General features: G+C 53.8%; 16 protein-coding genes. 3 read left to right on the top strand and 13 right to left on the bottom strand.

Features of this window, described 5'->3' with window-relative positions; genetic code table 11:
* Nucleotides 1-66 precede the first annotated feature (66 nt).
* Nucleotides 67-1,260, bottom strand: coding sequence for a serine hydrolase domain-containing protein (locus QT230_RS07670; RefSeq protein WP_308321013.1), 1,194 nt, complete (start codon nt 1,258-1,260; stop codon nt 67-69).
* Between the two features lie 74 nt (nt 1,261-1,334).
* On the opposite strand from QT230_RS07670, the gene QT230_RS07675 reads away from it, so the two are divergent.
* Entirely contained in the window at nt 1,335-1,973 is a 639-nt protein-coding gene (locus tag QT230_RS07675; RefSeq protein ID WP_308321014.1) for a TetR/AcrR family transcriptional regulator, read from the top strand.
* A gap of 155 nt (nt 1,974-2,128) precedes the next feature.
* Here QT230_RS07675 and QT230_RS07680 read toward each other — a convergent pair whose 3' ends face one another.
* Nucleotides 2,129-2,731, bottom strand: coding sequence for a glutathione S-transferase N-terminal domain-containing protein (locus QT230_RS07680; RefSeq protein ID WP_308321015.1), 603 nt, complete (start codon nt 2,729-2,731; stop codon nt 2,129-2,131).
* A gap of 35 nt (nt 2,732-2,766) precedes the next feature.
* A complete protein-coding gene (locus QT230_RS07685) occupies nt 2,767-3,978 on the bottom strand; it encodes a YbfB/YjiJ family MFS transporter (protein WP_374694451.1) in 1,212 nt (403 codons plus the stop codon).
* A 148-nt stretch (nt 3,979-4,126) separates the two neighbouring features.
* Between QT230_RS07685 and QT230_RS07690 the strand changes: the two genes are divergently transcribed.
* On the top strand, nt 4,127-5,020 hold the full coding sequence (locus QT230_RS07690; protein ID WP_308321017.1) for a LysR substrate-binding domain-containing protein: 894 nt from the start codon (nt 4,127-4,129) through the stop codon (nt 5,018-5,020).
* Nucleotides 5,021-5,035: 15 nt separating this feature from the next.
* Here QT230_RS07690 and QT230_RS07695 read toward each other — a convergent pair whose 3' ends face one another.
* The 6 genes from QT230_RS07695 to QT230_RS07720 form a co-directional block, all read right to left on the bottom strand.
* Nucleotides 5,036-5,323 (bottom strand): helix-turn-helix domain-containing protein, encoded by a 288-nt coding sequence (locus tag QT230_RS07695; RefSeq protein WP_308321018.1) that lies wholly within the window; start codon nt 5,321-5,323, stop codon nt 5,036-5,038.
* Entirely contained in the window at nt 5,316-5,630 is a 315-nt protein-coding gene (locus QT230_RS07700; protein WP_308321019.1) for a type II toxin-antitoxin system RelE/ParE family toxin, read from the bottom strand. The genes QT230_RS07695 and QT230_RS07700 overlap by 8 nt, the downstream gene beginning before the upstream one ends.
* A 117-nt stretch (nt 5,631-5,747) precedes the next feature.
* A complete protein-coding gene (locus QT230_RS07705; protein ID WP_308321020.1) occupies nt 5,748-6,179 on the bottom strand; it encodes a GNAT family N-acetyltransferase in 432 nt (143 codons plus the stop codon).
* A 50-nt stretch (nt 6,180-6,229) separates the two neighbouring features.
* The gene (locus QT230_RS07710) at nt 6,230-6,355 is read right to left on the bottom strand and encodes a hypothetical protein (RefSeq protein WP_308321021.1); all 126 of its coding nucleotides are present in this window, start codon (nt 6,353-6,355) and stop codon (nt 6,230-6,232) included.
* On the bottom strand, nt 6,336-7,571 hold the full coding sequence (locus QT230_RS07715) for an MFS transporter (RefSeq protein ID WP_308321023.1): 1,236 nt from the start codon (nt 7,569-7,571) through the stop codon (nt 6,336-6,338). Before QT230_RS07715 ends, QT230_RS07710 begins: the two co-directional genes overlap by 20 nt.
* Before the next feature lie 184 nt (nt 7,572-7,755).
* The gene (locus QT230_RS07720; RefSeq protein WP_308321025.1) at nt 7,756-8,694 is read right to left on the bottom strand and encodes a LysR family transcriptional regulator; all 939 of its coding nucleotides are present in this window, start codon (nt 8,692-8,694) and stop codon (nt 7,756-7,758) included.
* A gap of 141 nt (nt 8,695-8,835) precedes the next feature.
* Between QT230_RS07720 and QT230_RS07725 the strand changes: the two genes are divergently transcribed.
* Entirely contained in the window at nt 8,836-9,015 is a 180-nt protein-coding gene (locus tag QT230_RS07725; protein ID WP_308321026.1) for a hypothetical protein, read from the top strand.
* 71 nt (nt 9,016-9,086) lie between these two features.
* On the opposite strand, the gene QT230_RS07730 is transcribed toward QT230_RS07725, so the two are convergent.
* The 4 genes from QT230_RS07730 to QT230_RS07745 form a co-directional block, all read right to left on the bottom strand.
* Complete coding sequence (locus QT230_RS07730) at nt 9,087-9,395, bottom strand: HigA family addiction module antitoxin (RefSeq protein WP_308321028.1); 309 nt, start codon at nt 9,393-9,395, stop codon at nt 9,087-9,089.
* 12 nt (nt 9,396-9,407) lie between these two features.
* On the bottom strand, nt 9,408-9,701 hold the full coding sequence (locus QT230_RS07735; RefSeq protein WP_308321030.1) for a type II toxin-antitoxin system RelE/ParE family toxin: 294 nt from the start codon (nt 9,699-9,701) through the stop codon (nt 9,408-9,410).
* A gap of 100 nt (nt 9,702-9,801) precedes the next feature.
* Nucleotides 9,802-11,415, bottom strand: coding sequence for an ABC-F family ATP-binding cassette domain-containing protein (locus QT230_RS07740; RefSeq protein ID WP_308321031.1), 1,614 nt, complete (start codon nt 11,413-11,415; stop codon nt 9,802-9,804).
* 174 nt (nt 11,416-11,589) lie between these two features.
* A complete protein-coding gene (locus QT230_RS07745) occupies nt 11,590-12,027 on the bottom strand; it encodes a GNAT family N-acetyltransferase (protein ID WP_308321033.1) in 438 nt (145 codons plus the stop codon).
* Between the last annotated feature and the right edge of the window lie 13 nt (nt 12,028-12,040).

Consider the following 12,040-nt stretch of genomic DNA (forward strand, 5'->3'; position numbering starts at 1 on the left):
CCATGCAATCATAAGGCGTTTGCGAATATCGTTGATGCAGGATCGCTGTAATCGACGGTTCGAGCCCTAATCATTCTTTTCATAGACCGCATCGCGTATTTCCATAGGAAAAGCGCCGGACATCCCCTCAAATGCGGTGTTGGTTAACGCAACAACAGTGAGCTTTTTAACAGGGTCAACAAACCAGCTATGGCCGTAGGCGCCACCCCACTGGATAGTGCCTTTTGACTGCGGTGTACCCGCGGCGTCAGGGTCATCCAACACCGCCCAGCCATAACCAAATCCCCAGCCTGGTCCCTGCATTTCCGACTCACCGCCGACCTGATCCTGCATCATTGCTGATACCGTATCAGGCGCAAGGATTGGCTCTCCCCCACGGCGAATAACTTCTAAAAAGCGTAAGACATCAGCCGCAGTTCCCACCATGCCCGCTCCGCCCGAGGGGTACGAATCAGCATTCGTTGCCCGACTGGGTGCAAAGTGAGCAACGCTATTCCAAATAGGCACTGCCATATTGTCCGTCATCCGAACCGGCTCGGACTCTCCATCTGCGTAGGGCGTCGCCAACCGAGAGGTGTCGGAGGGCACGAAGGCGGTGTCTGCCAACTGGAGGGGGTCGAGAACAGCTTCCTGCACAGCCTGAGGAAGTGTCTTGCCCGAAGCCTCGGCAATAACCGCCCCCAGCACATCAAGCCCTAGCGAATAGCGCCACCCTCCGCCCGGAGCAAAGACAAGAGGCGCTTGTGCGAGCCTGCGCAGATTTTCATCCAGGCTAAGCCCCGGCTGGTCAAGACCATCCGAAATATTTAGGCGATGGTAATCACTGTCTAACGGCTCTACAAAGCGGTAGCTAAGGCCCGATGTATGGGTCAAAAGCTGGCGAAGAGTAATAACCGGTCGGCTGCCATCGTCGAGCTGGGGACGAAATGCGGGCAACCACTTTGTTACAGGGTCATCTAGCGTTAGCTTGTCCTCTTCAACGAGCCGCATCAGCGTCGCCGAGACGATGGGTTTGGTGATAGATGCTAAGCGGAACACGGCATCTTCATACATGGGAGTTCTCGCTTCACGATCAAACTGACCCGCTGCGCGACGATAGACGATCTCGCCATTTTGAGCCACTAACACGACTGTCCCGACGATTCTATTTTCCGCAATGGCTCGATTGATAACGCCATCCAACTGTCTTGTAAGGGCATCGTTGGCCGAAGCCGAGGTAGCCAACATGATGCCTGCAAGACCGATCAAATATCTATTCATGGTAGGAATACCTATAATAAGGAGCGACCACTCCATAATTAACGGAAAATCAATTTATTTCAAGAGTGATCATTGTGAAAAATACTACTGTTAACTCGCCACGATCGCGTGGCCGTCCACGCGCTTTCGATCGCAGTGCGGCTTTAGCCATTGCGGGAGAAACATTTTGGCAATTAGGTTATGAAGGCGCTTCAATCGCCGAACTGACAGCCGCTATGGGCATCACGCCACAGAGCCTATACGCCGCCTTCACTTCAAAGGCAGACCTCTATCGGGAAGCGCTGGACTGGTATCAGTCCGAGGTAGGTGCTTTCGCCGCTGCCGCCCTAGAGAAAGAAGATGTGGTGGCTGCCTTCAAGCAATTGCTGATGGAAGCCGCCAAGCAGTTCTGCCGCCCGGATAGACCTCGTGGCTGCATGATCTCGATGGCTGTTTTAACCTGTGCCCGCGATAATGATGCTATTGCCGATATGGTGGCGCGAGAGCGCGAAGCAACGATGAAGGCATTGCACGATAGGATTGAGCAAGGCATTTCACAGGGGCAGTTAAGCACCGATACCAATGCGATGGCACTCGCCCGCTTTATCGGCGCCATCATCCAAGGCATGTCTGTGCAAGCACGCGATGGCGCCTCAGCAAAGGATCTTGAGGCTGTGGCTCAATTGGCTATTGAGCAGATAACTCGTTTTCGTGCGCAGTCCGCCACTGATTAAACTGCCGCAAGCAGGTTTTACGGCAGTTCAACCTCATCGAATGGACGATCAAATGATCGCGGATATTGAAGAGCAGCCCGTCGAAGAAGTGGGAAAGTTACGGGCTGAGATCCAGCGCTATGCTCGCTTTACCCCACTTTTGCTAATAGAAAGCCCTAACAGAATGCCGTCTGCTGAAAGCTCTCTCGCGCAGTAACGCCAGCATGCCAAGCCTGAAGCTGCGGGTAGTCTTCTTTCCAGCTCACCTCTGGAAGCCTGAAGGCGAGATAATCAAGCGCCACCGCAATGGCGATTTCACCCAGGTTAATGGTTGAGGTCTGCTGTTTTTCACCAAGCTCACCGTCCAACTGTTTTAACAGCCGCTGAATCGCCCGAGAACGCCTCTGCCCCAGCTCGCTGTCATCTATCTCGTTGCCGTAATGCTTTCGGGCAATCACGGTGTTGAACGCGGCATCCATCAGGTTTTGGCCCAATCCTGCCAGATGCAACACCGCACCCAAACGGTCTTGGGGAATCATTGGCTTGCTGGGGCTAACGCCATCCAGGTAAACGGCAATCAGCAGTGACTCGCTTAGCGTAGTGCCCTCCTCCGTTATCAGCGCGGGAATCCGCCCTGCGGGATTGGCCTTTAATAGATCGGCATCGTCTGCCCAGGGGTCGCACCAGTTCAGCGTGACGGCGTCTGCTAAGCCTTTTTCCAGTAACACAATTCGCGCCAGGCGCGCATAGGGTGATGTGGCGTTCAGGTAGAGTTCCATTATTGCCTCCCTCGGTGTGATGTAGATTGCTGGGTTTAATGCAAAGTAGAAAGGTGCGCGTGGCGCTGCTGTACGCCACGGCTAAGCAGCACCAACAAAAAGCCTCCCGCTAGCATAAAGCCGCTGATGGCAAATAGCGGCGCATAGGTGCCCCAGGTACCATAAAGCGCGGACATGGCATAACCCGCCACTGCCTGGGCAGCAGCAAAAGCAGCGGTTGCCTGCCCCCATAGCTTCTTGTGTGCGGCCGGGCCTACTAATTCGGCAAGACGGCCAGAAGTCAACGCGACTATACCGGGGATCATTGCTCCCACCATGAAAGAGGATATCGATTGGCTGAGCAGCGCTAGCGAAAATACCGGCAGTGATACAGCGGCAGCCTTCGCCACAAAGGCGATCGCTAAGCCACGATGCCAACCCACTCGATGCGCCAAGGCACCCACCATTAGCGGCCCACATACGGCGCCCAAACCGAAGATGCCCCACTGTAGGGAAGCGGCGTGATTCCCCAGGGCGTTTTCCCTGGCGAGATAGTCCACCCAGAACACGGTATGGGGCACAAATCCGACCGCGTCCAGGGCATAAGCGCCTATCACCAACAATACCACTAGCTTTATACCCATATATCCCTTCTGGCTATTGGCCGATGGGCTAGCATCTGAAGTTAGTGCTAAGGGCGTCACGCGTTGTAAAAAAGCGTCGCTTAAAAGGCCCGCAGCAATGCAGAGCAACCCCAGCGTGCTCCAGGTGACCATTAGGCTTAACTCCAGAAGCACAGGCACGATGAAGGCCGAAAGCAGCGCGCCGAGGCCAATCCCGGTAAACACCATAGCACCCACACTGGCTCGCCTTTCAGGCGGAGTAGCCGCCAGCGCCAGCGATGGGCCAACCACCATTAAAATGGCCCCAGCAATGCCGGAGACTAATCGCCAAAAGAAGAACCAGGCAAAACTGCCCGCGCCAGCGCAGAGCATAAAACTGAGGGCGATAGCCGCGAAACTTGCGCCAATTACCCAGCGGGAAGAAAAGCGCTCACTCAAGGCGTGGGCGGAGAGCGCGCCGATAAAGTAACCCAGCAGGTTGGCAGCTCCCAGGTAGGCGCCTTGGCTGGCGGTAAACCAGCCTTCCTGAATAATCGCGGGCAGTAGCGGCGTGTAGGCAAAGCGCGCAATGCCAATGCCCGCCAAGGTCGCCATTATCCCGGTAATTAGGGCGGGTAGGTCTTGGGTAGTGAGTGCTCGATTCATCATGCTGTGTCCTTTTCGTGCCGCCATTAGGGCAAGGTGGGCAGCGCGTTGTTACACAGCCAGACTACGCGTGAGAAACTATTTCTAGAAACGATTAGTTTTGATCGTTACTATCTTTTTTTGAGATAGCCTGACAGGGAGACGGCGCGTGCAATTGAAATCACTGCGACTATTCATGGCCGTCGCCGAAACAGGCAGCTTCGTGACGGCGGCTAATCAGCTGCACACGGTGCAATCCAACGTGACGGCTCACATCAAGAAACTTGAGGATGAGTTAGGCGTGCAGCTTATTCAGCGTGCGGGCCGCGTTCGCCCTACGAGCGCTGGCTTGGCATTGGTGGAGTACGCTGAACGCATGTTGACGGCCCACGATGAAGCGGTATCGCTCTTCAAGGGCCAGGAGAAGGCGTGTGGCCGACTGCGTATTGGCGCCATGGAGACCACCACAGCCGTGCGCCTTCCGCCGATACTGGCGGCATACCACGCAGCACAGCCTGACGTTGATATCCAGATCAAGACCGGGCCAACGGCCGAACTGGTCGAGTTGTTGCTGGACGGACAGGTGGACTGTGTTTTCGTGGCTGGGCGGCTTGAGCATAGCCGCTATCACTTGCTCAAGGCTTTCAGCGAGCAGCTTGTCCTGGTGGGTTCAACGCCGATGACGACGATGCCCTCTTCTCAGGAGCTGCTGACCTCTGCCTTCCTGGCGTTTCGTCAAGGGTGTAGCTACCGCCAGCGTATCGAGCTATTGCTGGCCTCCCATGGCGTTAATGCCGGGCGGATTTTTGAGTTCGGTTCACTGGACGCGATGCTAGGCTGTGTCGCGGCGGGAATGGGTTACACAGTACTGCCCCGAGGAACAGTCGAAGCCCACCAACACCGGTTCGGGATTCACACCCTGGAACTGCCCTCCTCCATCGCCAATGTCGATACTTACTTTGCCGCCTTCGAACCCGAGACATGGACACCCGCCCTGGCAAGCTTCGCTGACACCTTGCGTGATGCGGTGGTGGTGGATGAGCCTCAGCTTACTGCTTCATAGTCGGTAGCAGGCTGATCAGTGCAGTTGATCAAAGACTTCCGGACGCTGTTCAGCAATACGCAAAAGAGCAACTGCCGGGCCCTGTGGCTCTCTTCGACCTTGCTCCCAGTCCTGAAGCGTACGTATGCTTACCCCCAGCAGCCCCGCAAAGGCTGATTGAGAGAGCTTCAGTTTCAATCGAATCATTTTTGGCGGTGAGGGCGCTGCTAACTCATTAGTTCGCAGCGCAACTCTGCCTTTCTTGAACTGTTTAATCTCATTAATACCGTCGAGAATCTCTGCTCCAAGATTTCTATCAACCATTTTTGATTGCCTCCGCTATCTGCTTGAGCATGTGTCCAGGGATACTGGCGCGCTCCGTTTTACTGTACAGCGTGAGCATCCATATCTCGTGGTCAGATTTCTTCCAATAATAGATAGCTCTGATACCGCCGCTCTTTCCCGAACCTGTTGATGACCAACGAACTTTAAGAACACCACCGGAGCCTTTGATGAGGTCGCCTGCATCCGGTTTCTGCAGCAAATACGTTTGCAGCCCACGGTACTCCTCATCCGTGAGGTAGCTAGGTAACAGCTTGGTGAACGTAGAAGTTTCGATGAATAACATCATTTAAATATACGGCTTTGCCGTACAGAAAACAAGGCTAGATCGACTCCAGATAGGTACCTTGTACGGTTGCTAGGAAGCAGTCTGTCAGTGCTAGATTTTTCCAGAAATAATGTTCGACTAATCCATCGTATTGGCTATGACTGACTTACCGTTGTAGCAGGCCTCAAACTCCCCGGTCACTCTAAAGCCATATTGCTGATAAAGCGCTTTTGCCGTCACGTTGCTTTTTGCGACACAGAGCGTCGCGGGGCCTCCGACCCAAGCGATCATATGGCTAAACAATTGACCACCGACGCCTTGGCGGCGAAAGAGCGGGTGAACAAGTAGCGTGCGAATCTCATTTCCATAGACCGCTCCATACCCTCGAATGCCTTTATCGTCATGAACAAATATCGTTGATTCCAGCAGTTCCCGCAGCCGCGTCTCGTCTTCCCTAAGCGGTATTAGCACAAATTGATCCTGCTCAAACCGAAACTCATCCAGTTTGGCGAGTGAATAAATCTTCTCTATGGCCTCAAAATCGCTGGTTCGAAATGCTCTTATCGTCATTTTGGCTCACCACCACATTCAAATGCTTAAGGCACATAATGCTAACGCCACTAAACAGCCAATCCGTCACTTGGTAACTCAAGCCCTAACTCTTTCTCAAGCTTCCCGAACTGATTAATCAAACTGGAACGCCAATCGACAATAGTACCGAACACGTCAAACACGATGGCTTTCATTAACGTCTCCTTGCCGTTGGAGGGTCATTAATAATCCCAGCAGTGTCATGGCAATCAGCAGGCTCCAACCGAGCATAAAGCTGCCCGTTACATCCAGCATCCAGCCAAGCAGTGGCGGTACCGATACGATTGCCAGTTGGTTAATCGCCATGGCCAGGCCCAGCACAAAACCAGTTTTATTGGCGGGTGCCGACTCTGCCACATAAGCCACCCAAGGGCCGTACCAGCCGAAACCAAAAAAACCTAGCCAGGCCATCAAGCAGCCCAGCATGAACGTCGAGTTTAGCGGCAGCCAAACCAGTACCAGCAGCCCCACTATCACCGCCGCCATGCACACCATGACCGGGAAATAGCGCGAGCGACAGCGATCACTCCAGGCCGCCAGCAAAATGCGCCCGGCAACACCGGCCCCTTGGGCCACAAATAGTAAGGTCGCGGCCTGCAGCACCTCCATCTGCAAACGACTGTGCAAATAGAGCACGGTAAAAATCAAAATGCCGTATTGAACCGAGATTAAACTAATACCGGACGCCATAATCTGTTTCATGGCCGGTTCGCGAATCATCGCCAGTCGCGATAAGACGACGTTGGTTAGGCTGCCTTCAGAGGCTCTTGCGACCGGCGCCACGCCAGCAGGGGCACGGTAAAAAAGCATAAAGGCCAACGCCCCAAAGATCGCAATCAGCCCGCCCACCAAAAAAGAGGCGCGCCACCCCCAGGTGATAGCAACGGTTGGCAGTATGATCGCCGCCAGCGCCCCGCCCAGTGGCAAACCTGCCTGGCGAATACCCATGGCAAAGCCGCGCTGAGATTTATCAAACCAAGCGGCTACCGATTTGCTACCGCCGGGCTGGGCGGTACTGTAGCCCGCGCCGACGATGACCAAAAACAGCAGCATGGCCCAGTAACTCTCAGCCAGTACGGCAGCGCACAGCGCGATACCTACCACGAGGGTGCCTACCCCCACCACCAAACGCTCACTGAACCTGTCCAACAACTCCCCAGCAACCAACAGCCCAACCAACGGCACCAGCTGAGCCGCCGAGACCAGCGCCCCAATCTGAAATGCGGAGAGTCCCATATCTGCCTGTATATAGACGCTAATGGCCCCGATACCCTGAACGAAGAAACAAGCCGCTGCTTGAGCAAGGGTGGCTATCAGCAGAATGATCCAGCGGTAGTTTTGAGCAGAAGCCATCGGCAGCATTGTCGTCATAGGGGTTCTCAGTACATTGAGCCTTTCCCTAGCATTAGCCATTTATGGGCGTTAAGCCACGACGATATCGCAACGCTTGTTGCCAAATCAGCAAGCACAGTGTGTATTGCCTATCCAGGTTGCACGACAGGCTGAAAAGAGGCGAAAACATTGCCAACGCTGCAACGTGCTCACGGAGTACCGATCAGACAACGTCACAAAAGGCTGTCACGTTCTTCACTTCCAAGAGACCGTCCCATAGCCGCTGGGCCTCTTTTGGTAAGGGCGTGGTTCGTCTCAGTAGTACAACGTTTAATGGCACATCGAAAGCGTCACTTCCGGCTCGAACTAGCCGCTTAGCAGCGAGGTCTTCTCGCACGAGCGAATAAGGAAGCCACGCAACACCCAACTTTGATAAAGTCATATGACGCAGGCTGTCAGCGAGTCCAGCATCATGGTGTTGCTGCAAATTTAAGTCTTGCTGCGCGAGCATGGCACTCAACGACCACTCCAAGTGGCACTCTTGTGAGTAATTCAAAAATGAGAGTGGAGAGCCGTCTGTTACATGTAAGTTAAACAGTGACTGACCGGCAACATTTGGCGCACTAACAGGGATGAGATACTCGGTATCCAGCTCAATAGAAGCGTAGCTATCACTCACCACTCCTAAGCGCCTTGCAATAAGGTGTTCACAATCGAATAGCGCCGTTACGAAGTCGGTTTCTCCCTGATTGAGCGCGGTCAGGCATTCCGGCAAGGTATTCGAGTCGATGCTAAATTTAGCCCGTGTAAACTGCTCTTGTAAGCGCGGTAGCCACTGGGGAAAGAACATCGTCGCCATAATGTGTGGTGAGCAAAAGCGTATCCGCTGTTTCTGATCATTAATATCGTCAGCAACGGAGCGACGAAAGCAATCTAAAGAGCTAAGTGCTTGCGAGGCTACCGTTTGCAGTCTGTGGCCTGCATCCGTCAGCACTAACGCCCCTTTACGCCGCTCAAACAGCGCGGTGCCTGCCCACTCTTCAAGACCTTGAATACGGCGACTCAACCCTGACACCGATACATGCCGGTGCTCAGCCGTGCGGTTAAAACTCTTGGTTTCACAAAGGGCCAGGAAATCTCGCAAGATGATTAAATCAGTCATTGACGGCCTTCGGGCAGGTACGCGTTAATCTTACTTTAGCTAAAAATCATCCATGGGAAATAGCGTTTTTGGAGACTAAAATGCCCCAGTTGCCGATAAAGAATACGCGGTTCACCAGGAAAATAACGTGAGGTGATAACTATGGCACGTCAACTGGAAGACTTGTTAGTAAGAGAAAAGCCTGAGGTAGTTGCAGCAGCTGAGACAAAAGCCAATGATATGTTATTCGAGATCAGGCTTGCCGAAATTCGCCTGCTTGCGGAGAAAACCCCAGCTGATATAGCTGATGTAATGGGGGAAACCCATCATCGCAGGACTTGAGAAGGACGGCCGAGTTCGTGTAGATATAGAACTTACCCATCACGGTTTCCCCCTGCCGTGAAGCTGCAGGGCTACGCCATCTTCTGCCAATGCTGGATACTAGAGAGATCCTCATGCTCTAACTGCTCTGCTTTAAAGAGATCCCAGCGCATTTGTAAATTCAGCCAAAAATCTGCTGAAACACCAAAAAACCGCGCCAGCCTTAGTGCCGTGCTGGGCGTAACACCCCGCTTTTTATTCACCAGTTCGTTGATCCGTTGGTAAGGAACGTGGATAGCAGCGGCCAACTCACGCTGGGTAATGTCCATGGGCTGCAAAAACTCTTCCAGTAACATTTCGCCGGGGTGTGTCGGTTCGCGATGTGTGGGTACACGAATCATAGCTTTCTCCTGTTAGTGGTAATCGACTAACTCGACCTCATCAGGCCCAGCCTCAGTCCACTTAAAACAGAGACGGTACTGCCCATTGATTCTGATACTGTGTTGCCCGGCTCTATCGCCTGATAACGCTTCAAGCCGGTTCCCAGGCGGCACCCTCAGTTCATCCAACTTTTGTGCCGAATCAAGCAGATCGAGTTTTCGTGATGCAATTTTCCAGAGAGATGGCGGACATAGCTTGCGAGCAGCTTTGGTATGCTCGCCATTGAATAGATCTTCTACCGCTTTGTCTTTGAAATTTACGATCATAAATACACGATAGCACGGAACCCGTGCTATTCAAGCCTATTTGAGTTTTTGCCCTACACCAACCAGCGCTTATTGAAGATCGAAAAGTCAGAGTTCTTCATCAAACTGGCTCCAGGAGCCAGCCTTGCTCAGTTGCCAGCAGGCGGTCTGTTAGCGCCAGGTTTTCCAGGAAGGCATCGTCATGGGATACCACCAGTAACGCACCCTGGTAACTGCGCAACATGGCTTCCAGGGCCTGCGCGGATGGCAGGTCGAGGTGGTTATTTGGCTCGTCGAGCAGCAGCAATTGCGGGGGCGAATCGGCATAGAGGATGCAGGCCAGCGCCCCTTTCAGGCGTTCACCGCCGCTAAGCCGTCCACTGGGCGTGGTGATCTTCTGCGCGTCCAGGCCTAGTTGGGCCAGCAGCATGCGCAGTTCGCTTTCTGTCATTGAGCGATTAGCCAATTGAAGTTGTTCGAGCACGCTTTTTCCCGGCTCAAGACTCTCCAGCCGCTGGTCGAGATAAGCCTTTTCTGGGGTCACCTTGCAGGTTCCGAATAATGGTTCGATCTGGCCCGCTAGCACGCGAAGCAGTGTGGATTTACCACAGCCGTTGGGGCCAACGATGCCGATGCGCTGCGGCCCTCTCAGCATTAGGCTAATGCGGCGAGTAGCTCCCATGACGAATGGTAGCTCTACCCTTTCTAATTCAACCAAACAGCGCTTGGCTACCTGATTAATCGGTATCTCATGCAGAGTGATGTGCGCTTCGTCTTCAACTTCCTTTGCGGCATCCCGCACGCGCTGGTTAAGTTGATCACGGCTGGCTGCCTGCTTTTGGTGCAACGCGCCGGTGGAGTTTTCGCTGCGCTCTTTCTGTCCATCCAGTATTACCTTGGCCTGATTGGCTTCCTTGCCCTGCCGGTTACCACGGGCCTGTCGTTTCTCCTGACGTTCACGCTGCTTACGCATCTCCCGTTCCTGGCGTTGGCGCTCCAGCTTATGTTGATTGAGTTGGTCAATCGCAGTTTGCTGTTCGTGGGCTTTCGCTTCGGCATAGAAAGTGTAGTTACCACCGTAGCTATGCAGCCCCAGAGGGGAAAGTTCCACAATGCGCGCCATGGACTCAAGCAATTGCCGGTCATGGCTGACCACGATCAACCCACGCGGCCAACGGCTTAACTGTTCGATGAGCGCCTGTCGGTTGGGCCGGTCAAGATGGTTGCTTGGCTCATCAAGAATCAGAAAATCGGCATCCGAGAGCATGGCGCCCATTAGGGCAATCCGCATGGCTTCCCCACCGCTCAGTGTGCTGGCCGGGGTAGTGGCTTCGAGATAGCCCAAGCCATTGCGATCAAGCTCATGGCGGAAGCGTTGGGGCATATCCCAGCGGTCATCCACTGCCTCAAAATCCTCTGGTACCGTGCTACCGGCTTCGATGCGCGCCAGTGCATCCAACGTTGTTCGCACATTCGCGAGATCAGCAACAGAAGCTTCCTTCAGTTGATCCACTTGCTGGGCAAGGTAGTTCACATTGTCGGGGCGCTGACAATGGCCGCTGGAGGGTTGCAACAAGCCCGCGATAATTTTGGCTAAGACTGTTTTGCCGGCCCCATTGCGGCCCACCAGCCCGGTTGGGCGTGCATCGAACTGCTCATGAAGGTCGGTGAAAAGCGTTCTGCCATTCGGCAAAACGTAGGAGACACCCTTTAAGGTGAGATGGGTAGTGGTCATAGTTGATTCCAGAGATGCCGAGTACTCCCCCTGAGTCAGGGGCTAATGGAGACTGGCCGTCATAACAACGGCAGGCATCAATGGCTCATTGGGCAACTACCTCTGCTTAGCGTGGAAAGAACTTCAATAGTACAAATAAGGATAGGGAGTCGGCAAGGACATGACAGTCCTGGTCTAGATATTTAAATTATCCCCATTAACAAACGAATAGAGCAGAATATCGGATCGGTAAGCCCAGCCCTGGCTTGCCCAGAACTTCTGGGCGGCTTTGTTCTCGGGAAGAATCATCAGGTGCGATTTTAGTATCCCTTCGTTTTTAAGCGCATCCAGGCAAAGGTTTACCAGCTCTGTTGCTATGCCCCTTCGACGATGTGAGTCTGCCACCGACAAGTGCTGAACATAGCCGCGCTTGCCATCGTGGCCCGCCATGATCGTTCCCACCAGTTCCCCTTCTCTTTCTCCTTCTGCTACAAAGCTTAGGCCGGGGTTTCGCAGCAGGTATTTCTCAATGCCTTTCCGTGAATCAGCATCGCGCAGCCGCACGCCTTCACTTTCGCTCCACAGGGCAATGGCGGCGTCATAGTCGTTGATGGTCATGGTGCGGTAGTGCATCAGGTGGTTCTCA

The organism is Halomonas sp. SpR8 (assembly GCF_031010195.1).
Lineage (GTDB): Bacteria > Pseudomonadota > Gammaproteobacteria > Pseudomonadales > Halomonadaceae > Vreelandella.